Origin of the sequence: Bacillus sp. Y3 (assembly GCF_008123875.1) — a bacterium.
GTDB classification, from domain to species: domain Bacteria; phylum Bacillota; class Bacilli; order Bacillales; family Bacillaceae; genus Bacillus; species Bacillus altitudinis.
Genome location: NZ_VSSC01000005.1, coordinates 204,849 through 220,008, shown reverse-complemented (window position 1 = coordinate 220,008; position 15,160 = coordinate 204,849). Strand labels below are relative to the sequence as shown.

General features: G+C 41.6%; 13 protein-coding genes. All 13 read left to right on the top strand.

The genetic code is table 11. The annotated features are described in order from the left end of the window. Positions 1-12 precede the first annotated feature (12 nt). A complete protein-coding gene (asnB, locus tag FXF70_RS13390; protein ID WP_148780394.1) occupies positions 13-1,980 on the top strand; it encodes an asparagine synthase (glutamine-hydrolyzing) in 1,968 nt (655 codons plus the stop codon). Positions 1,981-2,041: 61 nt separating this feature from the next. Continuing rightward, entirely contained in the window at positions 2,042-2,314 is a 273-nt protein-coding gene (locus tag FXF70_RS13385) for a YlmC/YmxH family sporulation protein (RefSeq protein WP_008344726.1), read from the top strand. Between the two features lie 123 nt (positions 2,315-2,437). After that, entirely contained in the window at positions 2,438-3,340 is a 903-nt protein-coding gene (gene dpaA / locus FXF70_RS13380) for a dipicolinic acid synthetase subunit A (RefSeq protein ID WP_017359065.1), read from the top strand. Continuing rightward, positions 3,337-3,930, top strand: a complete 594-nt coding sequence (gene dpaB / locus FXF70_RS13375; RefSeq protein WP_017367267.1) for a dipicolinate synthase subunit B — start codon at positions 3,337-3,339, stop codon at positions 3,928-3,930. The genes dpaA and dpaB overlap by 4 nt, the downstream gene beginning before the upstream one ends. 139 nt (positions 3,931-4,069) lie before the next feature. Beyond that, the gene (asd, locus tag FXF70_RS13370) at positions 4,070-5,089 is read left to right on the top strand and encodes an aspartate-semialdehyde dehydrogenase (RefSeq protein WP_041090413.1); all 1,020 of its coding nucleotides are present in this window, start codon (positions 4,070-4,072) and stop codon (positions 5,087-5,089) included. A gap of 92 nt (positions 5,090-5,181) precedes the next feature. Next, positions 5,182-6,396 (top strand): aspartate kinase, encoded by a 1,215-nt coding sequence (gene dapG, locus FXF70_RS13365; RefSeq protein ID WP_025207348.1) that lies wholly within the window; start codon positions 5,182-5,184, stop codon positions 6,394-6,396. A gap of 30 nt (positions 6,397-6,426) precedes the next feature. Beyond that, positions 6,427-7,293, top strand: a complete 867-nt coding sequence (gene dapA / locus FXF70_RS13360; RefSeq protein ID WP_008344717.1) for a 4-hydroxy-tetrahydrodipicolinate synthase — start codon at positions 6,427-6,429, stop codon at positions 7,291-7,293. Between the two features lie 171 nt (positions 7,294-7,464). Next, entirely contained in the window at positions 7,465-9,132 is a 1,668-nt protein-coding gene (rnjB, locus tag FXF70_RS13355; protein WP_008344715.1) for a ribonuclease J2, read from the top strand. Positions 9,133-9,253: 121 nt separating this feature from the next. Further along, a complete protein-coding gene (locus tag FXF70_RS13350) occupies positions 9,254-9,982 on the top strand; it encodes a ClpP family protease (protein WP_008344713.1) in 729 nt (242 codons plus the stop codon). Next, entirely contained in the window at positions 9,979-10,215 is a 237-nt protein-coding gene (locus tag FXF70_RS13345; protein ID WP_008344712.1) for a YlzJ-like family protein, read from the top strand. The genes FXF70_RS13350 and FXF70_RS13345 overlap by 4 nt, the downstream gene beginning before the upstream one ends. A 110-nt stretch (positions 10,216-10,325) precedes the next feature. Then, positions 10,326-12,701: an FtsK/SpoIIIE family DNA translocase gene (locus tag FXF70_RS13340; RefSeq protein ID WP_148780393.1), complete on the top strand. Its 2,376-nt coding sequence runs from the start codon at positions 10,326-10,328 to the stop codon at positions 12,699-12,701. Between the two features lie 164 nt (positions 12,702-12,865). Then, positions 12,866-13,591 (top strand): GntR family transcriptional regulator, encoded by a 726-nt coding sequence (locus FXF70_RS13335; protein WP_008344706.1) that lies wholly within the window; start codon positions 12,866-12,868, stop codon positions 13,589-13,591. 103 nt (positions 13,592-13,694) lie between these two features. Further along, positions 13,695-14,924 (top strand): bacillibactin exporter BcbE, encoded by a 1,230-nt coding sequence (gene bcbE, locus FXF70_RS13330; protein WP_227820623.1) that lies wholly within the window; start codon positions 13,695-13,697, stop codon positions 14,922-14,924. Positions 14,925-15,160 lie beyond the last annotated feature (236 nt).

Here is a 15,160-nt window from a genome sequence, read left to right as displayed (position 1 = left end):
TGGAAGGGAGCCATGTCTATGTGCGGCATTGCAGGTTATTGTCATTTTAACAAAGCACCACTTGATCCACACATCTTACTGAAGATGAAAAACGCACTTAGTGTGCGTGGACCTGATGATAGTGGTGTATATCAAGACGACTCAGTTGGTTTGGTTCATACGAGGCTTTCCATTATCGATATTCAATCTGGGCCGCAGCCAATAACAAATGAAGATGAGTCTATTTGTGTGATTTTAAATGGCGAGATTTATAATTTCCAAGAACTAAGAGAGGACTTATGGAATAAAGGTCATACGTTTCGTACGCTGACAGATACAGAAGTGCTTGTTCATGGCTATGAAGAATATGGGATTTCTTTTATTGAGCAATTAAATGGAATGTTTGCAGCTGCGATATGGGATCAAAAGAAGAAAGAATTCTTTTTATTTAGAGACCGGTCTGGGATTAAACCGCTTTATGTTTCAGAATGTGGAGGAGGGCTTGTTTTCGGATCGGAAATGAAGGCTCTTCTTCAGCATCCAGATATACAAATTGCCATTCAGCCTGAGGCTGTCCTTAGTTATTTATCCTTCCGTTATGCGATCGGCGAGCAAACTTTCTTTCAAGGAATTCAAACATTACCCCCAGGTGTCATCTTGAAAATAGATGAAACAGGAATGACAAAAGAGGCCTATTGGCAATATCCTTTCCCATCTGATGGAATTGACAGGGGAGAACGTTATTATCAAAAGGGATTGTTTGAATTACTTCAAGATAGTGTGCAAAAACAAATGATGTCTGATGTACCTGTAGGAGCTTTTTTGAGTGGAGGAGTGGATTCGACTTCGATTGTCGCTTTGATGTCCAAATATGCGAACGAGAATATTCACTGTTTTTCGACCAGCTTTGAAGAGGAAGGTTTTTCTGAAGAAAGCTATGCCAAGCTCGCAGCAGAACAATACAACGTCAAGCTTCACTCGCATCGAATGAGTGAAGAAGAGTACTTTCAATTATTGCCAGAAGTTGTGAAACGAAGAGATCATCCTCTTTCTATTCCTCATGAGGTCGCTTTTTACCATATGTCACGTGAAGCAAAAAAGCATGTAACGGTTGTTTTGTGTGGTGAAGGAGCGGACGAATTGTTTGCAGGGTATGGACGTGTATTTAGGAGTCCTTCAGATTGGCGTAAAATTTTATGGCTTCAAAAAAACCGAAAGCTGTCATCCATCCTTTCAAAGGTATTATTTGAACCGTCCTTTCAGCAGCAGGTGCATCAATTTATCCATCTTGATGGGGAAATGGAACATTATAAAAAAAGATATGCTTGGTTTACTGATAGCGAAAAAGAGCAGCTCTTAGGTCAGCACGCGCATTCAATTGATTCTGCTGATTTGCACATGAATCAGTTGATCGCCCATTGCTTTCAAGAGATGGAAGGGGCGTCGTATGAAAACAAACTGCTCTATTTATTTCAACAAATTCATTTACCCAACTTGTTAGACCGGCTTGATATGATGACGATGTCACACGGACTAGAAGCACGTGTACCGTTTCTTGATCATCGCATCATCCAATTTGTCAACGATATGCCTTTCAAGTACAAACTTCCTTATAAAGGGCTACCTAGCAAAGTGCAAGCATTTTTCCAATCGAGCCTTAAAACAAGTGAGGTCCAAGATATTCCGAAATATATGTTGAAAAAGACAATGGAGCAAACGGTGGATAAGCGTATATTATATAGAAGAAAAATGGGTTTTCCTGTTCCGGTGTATCATTGGATGAACAAAAGAATGGGGGAAATCGAAGAGAAACTTCTTGATCAACAAAGCTTTGCAACACAATTATTTCAAAAGGAGCCGCTAGAACAATTTTTGCGACATCATTCGAATCAGAAGAACAAAAATGGAGCGGACCAAAAAGTGTGGATGCTTTACAACTTGGAATTATGGCATGATCACTATATCAAAGGGGCGCGTCTTCCGCTCCAAACTAGTCATTAAGAGGCCCGGTCTATTCACCCTCTGTGCTGCATATATGATATGGAAGGGGAGTGATGCGATTTTGAGGCTGAGTGAGCTGTCAGGAAAAGAGATCGTCGATATTAAAAGAGCGGAGCGGCTTGGCGTGCTTGGACAAACCGACCTTGAAATAAATGAACAGGACGGTCAAATTACAGCACTCATCATACCTTCCGTCAAATGGTTTGGCTTTCGAAAACAAGGAAATGACATCCGCGTTCCGTGGAATCACATTCAAAAAATAGGATCAGATATGATCATTCTCGATGTGCCTGAAGAACTTCAGCCGCACGGAGAAAAAGAGCACCCATCATAAAAGGGTGCTCTTTTTCTTTTCTCTTCCCGATTTGTTCACAGGCTGAATCCTCTCCTCATATGCTGAAAGGGAGATTCGGAAAATATTACAGACTTTTTTAAATAAAGAAGGTGAACGGTCAGTATGTTGAGCGGTTTAACGGTTGCGGTGATCGGGGGAGATGCTAGGCAGCTTGAAATCATTCGCAAGCTGTCACAGCAGCATGCCAAAGTGTTTTTGGTCGGATTTGATCAGCTGGATCATGGATTTATTGGTGCTGAAAAGCTGAAAATGTCAGAGCTTCCATTTGAACAAGTGGATAGTATGATCCTTCCGGTATCAGGTGCTACAGACGAAGGGGTCGTTGCCACCGTTTTTTCAAATGAGAAGGTCGTGCTAGAAGCTAAATATTTAGAAAGAACCCCTGCACATTGTACCTTGTACTCAGGTATTTCTAATATGTACTTAGACAATATGGCAAAGCAGGTGAACCGGAAGCTTGTGAAGCTGTTTGAGCGAGATGATATTGCCATATATAACTCTATTCCAACAGTTGAAGGGATTATCATGATGGCCATTCAGCAAACGGACTATACGATTCATGGGTCACATGTCGCTGTTCTCGGGCTTGGTCGAACAGGGCTCACTATTGCCCGCACATTTCGGGCGCTAGGTGCGGAAGTGAAAGTTGGTGCTGCGGATACAGCCCATTTAGCGCGAGCCTTTGAGATGGGACTTGATCCATTTTCAATGGACCGTTTAAAAGATGAAGTAACGGATGTCGACATCATCATCAATACGATTCCAAGCTTAGTATTAGATTCATCTGTCATCGTCAGCATGACACCAAAGACACTCATTTTGGATATCGCCTCCCGCCCAGGTGGAACAGACTTTGACTTTGCACAAAAGCATGGAGTGAAGGCGCTTCTTGCACCAGGACTTCCAGGGATTGTGGCACCAAAGACAGCCGGGCAGATCATTGCAAAAGTGCTATCTGGGCTCTTATGTGAACTTGCGGAGGAAAAAAGGGGGATGGAATCATGACTACACTAAAAGGGAAAAGAATCGGCTTTGGTTTAACAGGTTCTCACTGCACGTACGAAGCCGTTTTTCCGCAAATCGAATCACTTGTGAAAGAAGGGGCAGAAGTGCGTCCTGTCGTGTCATATACGGTGCAAAATACAAATACGAGATTCGGAGAAGGAGCGGACTGGATTGAGCGGATTGAGAAGCTGACAGGATTTCAAGCGATTGACTCAATCGTCAAAGCAGAGCCGCTTGGACCAAAACTTCCACTTGATTGTATGGTCATTGCGCCTTTAACAGGCAATTCAATGGCGAAATTTGCAAATGCACTAACAGACAGTCCAGTCTTAATGGCTGCTAAGGCGACCATTCGTAATCATCGCCCTGTCGTTTTAGGCATTTCCACCAATGATGCATTAGGTTTAAATGGTACAAATCTCATGAGACTCATGTCGACAAAGAATATTTTCTTTATTCCATTCGGCCAAGATGATCCATTCAAAAAACCGACTTCCATGGTAGCGCATATGGATCTACTGACGAAAACAGTAGAAGAGGCGCTCGAGCATAGACAAATTCAGCCCATTTTAATTGGATCAAACGAATAATAGATTCACTAGAAAATCATGAAAGATTCAAAAAAGGTACTTCAAGCCTTGCTTTTCTATGGTAAAATAAAATGTAAAAAGTCATAGGATGGCCATCCGAAAGAAAAGAATCATGGATGGGTCGGAAGGAGTTTTACTGATGGGAAGAGGATTGCATGTAGCTGTAGTTGGAGCGACTGGAGCTGTCGGTCAACAAATGTTAAAAACACTAGCTGACAGAGATTTTGAAATGGATACACTTACTCTACTATCCTCAAAACGTTCTGCTGGAACAAAAGTGACATTCAGAGGTCAAGAGTATACCGTTCAAGAAGCAACACCTGAAAGCTTTGAAGGGGTCAATATTGCACTATTCAGTGCGGGAGGAAATGTTTCCAAAGCGCTAGCTCCTGAAGCGGTCAAACGAGGTGCAATTGTTGTCGATAATACAAGTGCTTTTCGTATGGACGAAAATACCCCTCTTGTCGTACCAGAGGTAAACGAAAAAGATTTGCATGACCATCAAGGGATCATTGCAAACCCTAACTGTTCAACGATTCAAATGGTAGCGGCGCTAGAACCGCTTCGTCAAGCGTATGGCATGAAAAAAGTCATTGTGTCTACTTACCAAGCAGTATCAGGTGCAGGACATGAAGCCATTGACGAACTGTACAGCCAGTCGCAAGCCATTTTAAATAAAGAAGATGTGAAACCAGAAGTCATGCCTTATCAAATTGCCTTTAATGCGATTCCGCAAATTGATAAATTCCAAGACAATGGCTATACATTTGAAGAAATGAAAATGATCAATGAAACGAAAAAAATCATGCATTTGCCAGAGCTGGAAGTAGCAGCAACATGTGTGAGACTACCAATTGAAACGGGTCATTCAGAATCGGTTTACGTTGAACTTGAATCAAATGACGCAACGGTTGATGACATCAAGTCCATCCTAAAAGATGCACCAGGCATCACATTACAAGATGATCCGTCTCAGCAAATTTATCCAATGCCTGCAGATGCTGTTGGTAAAAACGACGTATTTGTCGGCCGCATTCGGAAGGATTTGGATCGTCCAAATGGCTTCCATATGTGGATTGTATCTGATAACCTGCTAAAAGGCGCTGCATGGAACTCCGTTCAAATTGCAGAAAGCTTACGAGCATTAAAATTAGTTTAACATTCAATGGATGATGAGGACGAATAGAAGAGAGTTAGGCATCTTTCGCCTGCTCTCTTCTGTTACGTCAGAATGAACTTGGAGTGAAAACAGTGAAAATAATTGTCCAAAAATTTGGCGGTACATCTGTCAAAGATGATCAAGGAAGAAAAAGGGCACTTGCACATATCTTATCTGCAAAAGAGAAAGGCTATAAATCGGTCGTTGTCGTGTCTGCGATGGGACGAAAAGGCGATCCTTATGCGACAGATACACTGCTAGGTCTGCTTTACGGCAGTGCGCAGCATATGACAAACCGAGAAAAAGATTTACTCGTGTCTTGCGGAGAAAATATTTCAGCTGTTGTTTTTTCAAGTATGCTGAATGAAAACGGGCTAAAGGCTGTTGCGATGACTGGATCACAGGCAGGCTTTGTGACAGATAAAGAACATACAAATGCGAAAATTATTGACATGAAGTGTGAACGTCTTGAGGCGGCACTTTCAGAGCATGATGTGGTTGTCGTAGCTGGATTCCAAGGCGCTGCAAAAAATGGAGACGTGACAACAATCGGACGAGGCGGCAGTGATACGTCAGCTGCTGCGTTAGGCGCTGCATTGCAGGCAGATTTCATCGATATTTTTACAGATGTAGAAGGGGTCATGACAGCAGATCCCCGTATCGTAGAAAATGCAAAACCACTGAGAGTCGTGACATACACAGAAATTTGTAACCTCGCATACCAAGGGGCAAAAGTCATTCACCCGAGAGCTGTTGAAATTGCCATGCAAGCAAAAGTACCAATGAGGGTCCGTTCAACATACTCTGATGATGAGGGCACACTCGTGACATCACACTACTCAGATAAAATGAGTCATGATGTGTACGACCGCCTGATTACGGGTATTGCACATGTCAATGATGTCACACAAATCAAAGTCCCAGCTAAAGAGGGACAGTACAGCGTACAAACAGAAGTCTTTAAAGCAATGGCAAATGCCCAAATCAGTGTTGATTTCTTCAACATTACACCGAGCGAAATCGTCTATACGGTGACAGGTGCAATGACTGAAAAAGCAACGGCGATCCTAAAAGATCTGGGCTATACGCCGATTGTCACGACAAACTGTGCAAAGGTATCAGCTGTTGGAGCAGGCATTATGGGTGTACCAGGTGTCACATCTAAAATTGTATCTGCACTATCTGAGCAAAATATTCCGATCTTACAGTCCGCTGACAGTCATACGACGATTTGGGTGTTAGTGAACGAAGAAAACATGAGAGCGGCTGTCAATGCCCTTCATGAAGTGTTTGAACTTTCAAGATAAATGTGATTGAATCATGATGAGGTGAAAAAAATGAATTTCGGAAATATCGCAACAGCTATGATTACACCTTTTGATAAAAAGGGCAACATTGATTTCCAAAAGCTATCAATTCTCATTGATTACTTGTTAAAAAACGGCAGTGACTCTTTAGTCGTTGCAGGGACAACAGGCGAATCGCCAACTTTATCGACTGAAGAAAAAGTCGCTCTTTTTCAGCAATCGGTGAAATTAGCAAATGGTCGTTGTAAAATCATTGCAGGAACAGGCAGTAATAACACAAATGCGTCTATTAAACTAACGAAAAAAGCAGAAGAAGCGGGCGTTGATGCAGTGATGCTTGTCGTACCTTACTACAACAAGCCATCACAGGAAGGCATGTATGCACACTTTAAAGCAATTGCCGAGTCTACATCTCTTCCTGTCATGCTTTACAATGTACCAGGAAGAACGGTTGCTTCATTAGCACCAGAAACAACGATTAAGCTTGCGCAAATACCGAACATTGTCGCAATCAAAGAAGCAAGCGGTGATCTAGATGCCATGACAAAAATCATTGCAGAGACACCAGAAGATTTTGACGTTTACTCTGGTGACGATAGCCTAACGCTTCCTGCGGTTGCGGTTGGTGCAAAAGGAGTCGTCTCAGTTGCTTCTCATATCGTAGGCCTAGATATGCAGCAAATGCTAAAAAGCTACGCTTCAGGACAAACAGCGAATGCGGCATTGATTCATCAAAAGCTGGTGCCGATCATGAACCAGCTATTCTCAGCGCCAAATCCAACGCCTGTCAAAACAGCTCTTCAGCTGAAAGGATTAGATGTCGGATCCGTTCGACTCCCGCTTTTACCTTTATCAGAAGAAGAAAGACTGAATTTAAGCAGCGTATTAAACAGCTGATCAAAACAAAAAAATTCGTAAGCGGTCATTCTCAGATGTCCCTGAGTATGACCGTTTTTTATACATAAACACTTTCTTAAAATGTGACTTCATCTTGTTTTCTAAAATTAGATTCAGTTATAATAGCATTAAGCGATGATGGACGGGCTTGAGACTAGGAGGATAAGAATTTTGAAAAAGAAAAATACAGAGAACGTAAGAATTATTGCACTGGGAGGCGTTGGAGAAATCGGGAAAAACTTATATGTCATTGAGATTGATTCCGACATATATGTTGTAGATGCAGGACTCATGCATCCAGAAAACGAAATGCTAGGCATTGACGTGGTCATTCCTGATATCTCTTATTTAACAGAACGAGCTGATCGGGTGAAAGCAATTTTTCTTACCCACGGACATGATGAAGCAATCGGAGGCGTATTCCATTGCTTAAGCAAATTGTCTGTACCAGTTTACGGCACGAAGCTGACCCTTGCGTTACTTCGAGAAAAGTTAAAGCAATACGGCTTCAATCAAAAAGCTGATTTGCGAGAGGTTCATGCAAAGTCAGTCATTACATTTGAAACAACAAAGGTATCATTCTTTAGAACGAATCACAGTATTCCTGATTCAGTCGGAATCAGCTTCAAAACATCTCTTGGTTCAATCGTATGCACAGGTGATTTTAAATTTGATCAAACCCCAGCGCTTAACCAAGCCTGTGACATCGGAGAGATTGCGAAAATTGGAAACAATGGCGTTTTAGCACTTCTTTCAGACAGTGCAAATGCTGAAAAACCAGGCTATACACCTTCTGAGGCGCTCGTCCAAGACGAAATCTCAAATGCGATGTACAATGCTGAAAATCGTGTGATTGTGGCTGTATCTTCATCAAATATTAACCGTGTACAGCAAATCATTAATGCCACAAACCAAAATGGCCGTAAGCTTGCAGTAGCAGGAAAAAATATGATGACAACGCTTCAGCTTGCGATCAAACTTGGTTATGTGACAGCAGACGAAGAATTATTTGTTCCAGTCCAAGAAGTGAAAAAAATGGCGAAAAACAGTGTGGTCATTCTCACAGCAGGAAGCCACGGTGAGCCTCTCGCTGCTTTAACAAAAATGGCGAAACAAAATCACAAACAGCTTCATATTGAAAAAGATGACACGGTTGTGATTGCGTCTACACCTCTTCCAGGACAAGAACTTACCTATTCAAAAACGGTGGATTTCCTTACAAGAAGCGGAGCACAAGTGATTTTTGCTCAAAAACGTGTGCATGTATCTGGACATGGCTGTCAAGAAGAGTTAAAGCTCATGCTGAACTTACTGAAGCCGAAGTATTTAATTCCTGTAAACGGCGAATATCGCATGCAAAAAGCACATTCTCGTATTGCTGAAGAAGTGGGAATGAAACGAAGCGACATTTTCTTAATTGATAAAGGCGATGTTGTAGAATTTAGAGGACAAAACGTAAAGATCGGTGAAAAAGTGCATCAAGGGAACATTTTGATCGACGGTCTTGGCGTTGGTGATATCGGGAATATTGTCTTACGTGATAGACGCCTATTGTCTCAAGATGGCATCTTAATTGTGGTCATTACGCTCGATAAACAAAAGAAACAATTAATTTCTGGACCTGAGATCATCACAAGAGGATTTGTTTATGTAAGAGAATCCGAAGAGCTGATTGTTAAAGCAACAGAAATGGTCAAAGGGATTGTGAAAGAGCAAACGGAAAACTCAATTGTTGAATGGTCAACACTGAAACAATCCATGCGCGATGTACTAAATCAATTCCTATATGAAAAAACAAAACGTAAGCCAATGATCATTCCAATTATTATGGAAGTGTGATGAGAAAAGCCCAAAGAGCACAAGCTCTTTGGGCTTTTTTGATGTGACATGATGAATGCGGATGGAATGTGACGATCTTGTTCATAATAGGAGGAGAGTTTTTAGGAAAGGATGGAGACAAATGGACGAACAGAATGAACAGCAGCCTGAGCGAAAACCAGAAGAAAAAGATAGCATTATGAGCAAAATACAACAGCTTGGTGAAACAGCCGTCCCGCAGTTGTCACAAGATACAAACATACATTGCCTGACTATTATTGGACAAATTGAAGGGCACATGCAGCTGCCGCCACAAAATAAAACAACCAAATACGAACATGTCATTCCACAAATCGTAGCAGTTGAACAAAACCCAAAAATTGAAGGGCTTCTGATCATTTTAAATACAGTGGGAGGCGATGTAGAAGCAGGACTAGCTATTGCAGAAATGCTCGCTTCTTTATCCAAACCGACTGTATCCATTGTGCTTGGCGGCGGTCACTCTATTGGGGTCCCAATCGCCGTATCGTGTGATTATTCATACATTGCCGAAACAGCAACGATGACCATTCACCCTGTACGATTAACCGGTCTAGTCATCGGTGTTCCGCAAACCTTTGAATACTTAGATAAAATGCAGGAAAGAGTCATTAATTTTGTCACGAGTCACTCAAACATTACAGAAGAGAAATTTAAAGAGCTTATGTTCTCTAAAGGCAATCTGACAAGAGACATCGGGACAAATGTCGTTGGCCATGAGGCGGCTGAATACGGACTGATGCATGAAGTCGGCGGCGTTGGACAAGCGATTAAAAAGCTGAACGAACTTATTGGCGAACGGGCTGCACAAAACGAGGGGCTGATCCAATGATTTTATATACACCTATGCCTTATGAAGCCATTTACGCTGAGGAACAAGGAGAACGCAAACTCCAGCAGGTAAACATCCAGGGCGTGCCAGTGATGGTTGAAATGAAAGAAGATGAAGCGGAAATCGTTCAAGTAATGAGTACGAATCCAATGGATTTTTTGAATCAGGAGCTTGCACCAGGTAAGCGATTGAAGTTACATTTAGGCACCAATCAAACCGACTCATATGAATGATTCTATGCTATAATAAAGGGAAAACTTACAACAAGATGCAGCCAAAACCAGGCTGCTTTCTTTCTGATCTTTTCGTAGGTTATATTTTCTTTTGTAGTAAGGTGATGAGTATGGCGAAAAAGAGAAAACGTAAAACAAGAAAAAAACAAAATAAACAGCTAAAACTGAAATATGAACTAAATGGGTTAGTCTGTATTGCCATAGCGATCATTGCCATTTTACAGCTAGGTGTAGTTGGACAAACCTTTGTACATCTATTCCGATTCTTTGCAGGTGAATGGTTTATTCTCTGCCTTATCGGATTATTTCTTTTTGGTGTGACGATCTTTTGGAAAAAACAAATTCCTGATTTACTGACAAGAAGAAAAGCAGGTTTATACTGCATCATTGCGAGTATCTTGCTTTTGTCCCATGTGAAGCTTTTTCAGCATCTTTCAGCTGCAGGCGTGATAGGTTCTCAAAGTGTAATCAGAAATACGTTTGAGTTATTCTTAATGGATATGAAAGGTGAGACAGGCTCGCCTGATTTAGGAGGCGGTATGATCGGTGCCGTATTATTTGCGGCCGCCTATTTCTTGTTTGCACAAGCAGGATCTCAAATCATGGCCATTGTGCTAATGCTGATTGGCATTGTGCTGATCACAAACCGGTCACTGCAAGAAATGGTCAAAAAAGTGACGCTGCCTGTATCACAATTTTTGGTGAAGCAGTGGAAAGCATTTATTGAAGATATGAAAGGCATAAGGCAGGCGAAAAAGAATGCACCTGCGCAGAAAACAAGTGAAAAGAAAAAACGTTCACGGTTGCAAGAAGAGACCGAAGAAGATCATGATCATATCTTGATCGAGGAAGAAGAGCAAGCTTCTGACAATCGTCAGCCGATTATCTCAAGTTTTGCTGATCGAGATGACATGCTCACACCGCAAGTTCAAAAAGATCAGCCGGTCAATGAGCCAGATCCTCTTCAAGAAACTGTACAAGGCACTCCGTCTCATGATACAGGGGATGAACCGAAAGAAGCTCCGCCTATGACGTTTACGGAGCTTGAAAACAAGGATTATGAGCTGCCATCGCTTGATATTTTAGCTGAGCCGCAGCATTCAGGTCAGCAAACAGATAAGAAGAATATTTATGAAAATGCAAGAAAGCTTGAAAAGACCTTCCAAAGCTTTGGTGTAAAAGCAAAAGTGACACAAGTTCATTTAGGGCCGGCCGTCACAAAATATGAAGTATACCCTGATGTCGGCGTGAAGGTAAGTAAGATCGTCAACTTGAGTGATGATCTAGCCCTTGCATTAGCAGCAAAAGACATTCGAATTGAAGCGCCGATTCCTGGCAAATCCGCCATCGGAATTGAAGTTCCCAACGCAGAAATTGCGATGGTTTCTTTAAAAGAGGTTTTAGAATCGAAACAAAATGACCGCCCAAATGCCAAGCTACTCATCGGACTCGGCCGAAATATTTCTGGTGAAGCTGTGCTGGCTGAAATGAACAAAATGCCGCATTTACTTGTGGCTGGTTCGACAGGAAGCGGAAAGAGTGTATGTATCAATGGTATTATCACAAGCATTCTCATGAGAGCAAAACCTCATGAAGTAAAAATGATGATGATTGACCCGAAAATGGTTGAATTAAATGTTTATAACGGCATCCCGCATCTGTTGGCTCCAGTTGTGACCGATCCTAAAAAAGCCTCACAGGCACTTAAAAAAGTGGTTAGTGAAATGGAGCGCCGTTACGAATTGTTTTCTCATACGGGCACAAGAAATATTGAAGGGTACAATGATTACATTAAACGAATGAATCAATCAGAAGAGGCGAAGCAGCCAGAACTCCCTTATATTGTCGTCATTGTAGACGAGCTTGCTGATTTAATGATGGTTGCTTCCTCTGATGTAGAAGATTCCATTACAAGGCTTTCTCAAATGGCACGTGCTGCGGGGATTCATTTAATTATTGCTACACAAAGGCCTTCTGTTGATGTCATTACTGGTGTCATTAAAGCCAATATTCCATCCCGTATTGCATTTAGCGTATCGTCACAAACCGATTCAAGGACCATTCTTGATATGGGAGGCGCAGAAAAATTGCTGGGCAGAGGGGATATGTTGTTCTTACCGGTCGGTGCGAACAAACCAGTTCGTGTACAAGGCGCCTTTTTATCAGATGAAGAAGTGGAACATGTCGTTGATCATGTCATCACACAGCAAAAAGCACAATATCAAGAAGAAATGATCCCAAGTGAAGAAACGCAAGATCAGCTTGGGGCTGTGGACGACGACTTATATGATGAAGCAGTTGAACTGATCATTGGCATGCAGACGGCCTCTGTTTCTATGCTGCAAAGGAGGTTCCGCATCGGTTATACCCGTGCTGCGCGTCTTATTGACGCAATGGAAGAGCGCGGGGTTGTCGGACCATATGAAGGCAGTAAACCGAGAGAAGTCCTCCTCTCAAAAGAACAACATGACGAGCTCTCTTCATAATTCGAAGAGAGCTTTCCTAACATGAAGTTAACGATATATTGATTATGTTAACTGGAAGTCAGACTATTTATTTATTTGCAAAAACATGATATAGTTATGTTCATCTTATCTCGGAATAGAGATTTCTCATCTTATCATTTGCATTGATTAGACGGAGGGAAAACATGTCGACCAAAACAGACAATCGCCATTTATATTTGAAAGTGATTGACCGTATTAAAGAAGATATTCAAACAGGTGTATATGCCGAAAAGGAAAAGCTCCCTTCTGAGTTTGAGCTCTCAAAGCTTTTAGGCGTGAGCAGAGCGACCCTTCGTGAAGCCCTTCGTATATTAGAAGAAGAGAAGTATTTAATTAGAAGGCATGGTGTGGGAACTTTCGTCAACTCAAGACCGCTTTTTTCTACTGGCATTGAACAGCTGACAAGTGTCACAAAAATGATTGAACAGGTCAATATGACGCCAGGTACCATCTTTTTGTCCTCACAAGAAGGGGAGCCGACAGAGAATGATGTCATTCGTTTTCAGTGTGATGAATCCGAGAAGGTTTTTTCAATGGAACGCGTTCGAACAGCAGATGGACAGCCAGTCGTCTATTGTTTAGATAAAATTCCGGTCAAACATCTTCCCGCTTCTTTTACTCATGAGGAAGAATCGCTTTTTGAGCTGTTTGGCAGAGAACCGCACAGCGGAATTAAATATGCAGTGGCAGACATCGAACCGATTGGTTATCACGATCAGGTTTCACCGATACTAGAATGTGACCCAGAAACAGCGTTACTCTTACTGAAACAAATGCACTATGATCAGGATGATCAGCCGGTCTTATACTCGCTCAATTATTTTCGAGCGGATAAATTCAGCTTCCATGTCATACGTAAACGATTTTAACAAAGCAGTCGCTTCCATAGGCGGTTGCTTTTTGTTTGCCCATACATAAAACCCGTGAAACATGCCACACTAATACGTAACAGTATATAGAATTGGGTGAATGATGTTGGGCGAGAAAACTGTCAGTAAAAAGAATATTATTGCATTATCATCAGTGCCTCTAATCATGACACTTGGGAACTCGATGCTAATCCCCGTATTACCAGAGATCGAAAAGAAACTCTCAATCACTTCCTTTCAAGTGTCACTCATTATTACGGTATACTCCGTTGTGGCGATTTTGTGTATTCCGATTGCCGGTTATTTATCTGACCGAATTGGGCGAAAAAAGGTGCTTTTGCCGTGTCTTTTAATCGCAGGACTTGGAGGAGCTGTGGCAGCTGTTGCCTCAACCATCATGAAAGAACCCTATATGTGGATTCTATTTGGAAGGGTCCTTCAAGGAGTTGGCTCAGCCGGGGCAGCACCTGTCGTCATGCCGTTTATTGGCGATTTGTTTCACGATGATGAAGAGGTAAGTGCGGGACTTGGAGCCATTGAAACTTCTAATACAGCTGGAAAGGTACTAAGTCCTATTATTGGGGCACTTCTCGCTTCTTGGTTTTGGTTTGTACCGTTTTGGTTCATTCCATTCTTTTCAATCATCAGCTTTGTGATGGTACTGTTTATGGTTGAATCCGCAAAGAAAGAGGAAGATCCGCCTACATTTAAAGAGTTTTTAAAATCAACAAAGACGATTTTTAAGCATGAAGGACGCTGGCTTTATGCCATTTTTGCTATTGGTGGTTTTATTATGTTTCTTCTTTTTGGCGTGCTCTTTTATTTGTCAGATAACCTAGAAGCAGCGTATCAAATAACGGGTGTCAAAAAAGGCTTGCTGCTAAGTATCCCGCTCCTTTTCTTATCAATCAGCTCGTATATTGCGGGGAAAACAATTGGGAAAGAAAAGGGGAAAATGAGGATATTTCTCATCGTTGGTATGGCTCTTTTATCACTCTCGTATATATTTTTATGGTGGAATCACAGTTTTTACGTGTTGTTTGTCTGCTTAAGTATTGGCGGCGTAGGAATCGGCATTGTGCTTCCAGCACTTGATGCGTTGATAACAGAAGGGATTGAAAAAGAGCAGTGCGGAACGATTACGTCATTTTATAGCAGTATGCGGTTTATCGGTGTTGCTTTAGGACCTCCAATTTACGCATTTCTTATGGATAAAGGAGACGCCATCGTTTTTATTCTATCGACCATATGTAGTCTCATTTCATTATTTTTGGTCCTCTTTTTCATCCAGCCAGATGAAAAGGATGAAAGTGAACAATTGAAAACGGTTTAAACATAGAAAAAAGACGGTATTTTGCCATCTTTTTTCTTTTTTATAAATTGACATGTAAAATTTTGATAGTTAAACTAATGTATAGTAATATCTTTTAAATTATCCCAAATAGGAGGTGTTCAAAAACATTCATTTTCTGTCTTTGTTTTAAGGCAGAAATTGAGCTCGTGGCTGATGATGGATATGCGTTTCTTCAACACGAAAGGACAATTGAATAGGTCATCCTGCCATTAGCA

Coding starts and splice junctions, on each gene's coding strand:
- asnB (WP_148780394.1), top strand. CDS start 13: ATGTCTATGTGCGGCATTGCAGGTTATTGTCATTTTAACAAAGCACCA.
- dpaA (WP_017359065.1), top strand. CDS start 2,438: ATGTTGAGCGGTTTAACGGTTGCGGTGATCGGGGGAGATGCTAGGCAG.
- dpaB (WP_017367267.1), top strand. CDS start 3,337: ATGACTACACTAAAAGGGAAAAGAATCGGCTTTGGTTTAACAGGTTCT.
- asd (WP_041090413.1), top strand. CDS start 4,070: ATGGGAAGAGGATTGCATGTAGCTGTAGTTGGAGCGACTGGAGCTGTC.
- dapA (WP_008344717.1), top strand. CDS start 6,427: ATGAATTTCGGAAATATCGCAACAGCTATGATTACACCTTTTGATAAA.
- FXF70_RS13350 (WP_008344713.1), top strand. CDS start 9,254: ATGGACGAACAGAATGAACAGCAGCCTGAGCGAAAACCAGAAGAAAAA.
- FXF70_RS13345 (WP_008344712.1), top strand. CDS start 9,979: ATGATTTTATATACACCTATGCCTTATGAAGCCATTTACGCTGAGGAA.
- FXF70_RS13340 (WP_148780393.1), top strand. CDS start 10,326: ATGGCGAAAAAGAGAAAACGTAAAACAAGAAAAAAACAAAATAAACAG.
- FXF70_RS13335 (WP_008344706.1), top strand. CDS start 12,866: ATGTCGACCAAAACAGACAATCGCCATTTATATTTGAAAGTGATTGAC.
- bcbE (WP_227820623.1), top strand. CDS start 13,695: ATGTTGGGCGAGAAAACTGTCAGTAAAAAGAATATTATTGCATTATCA.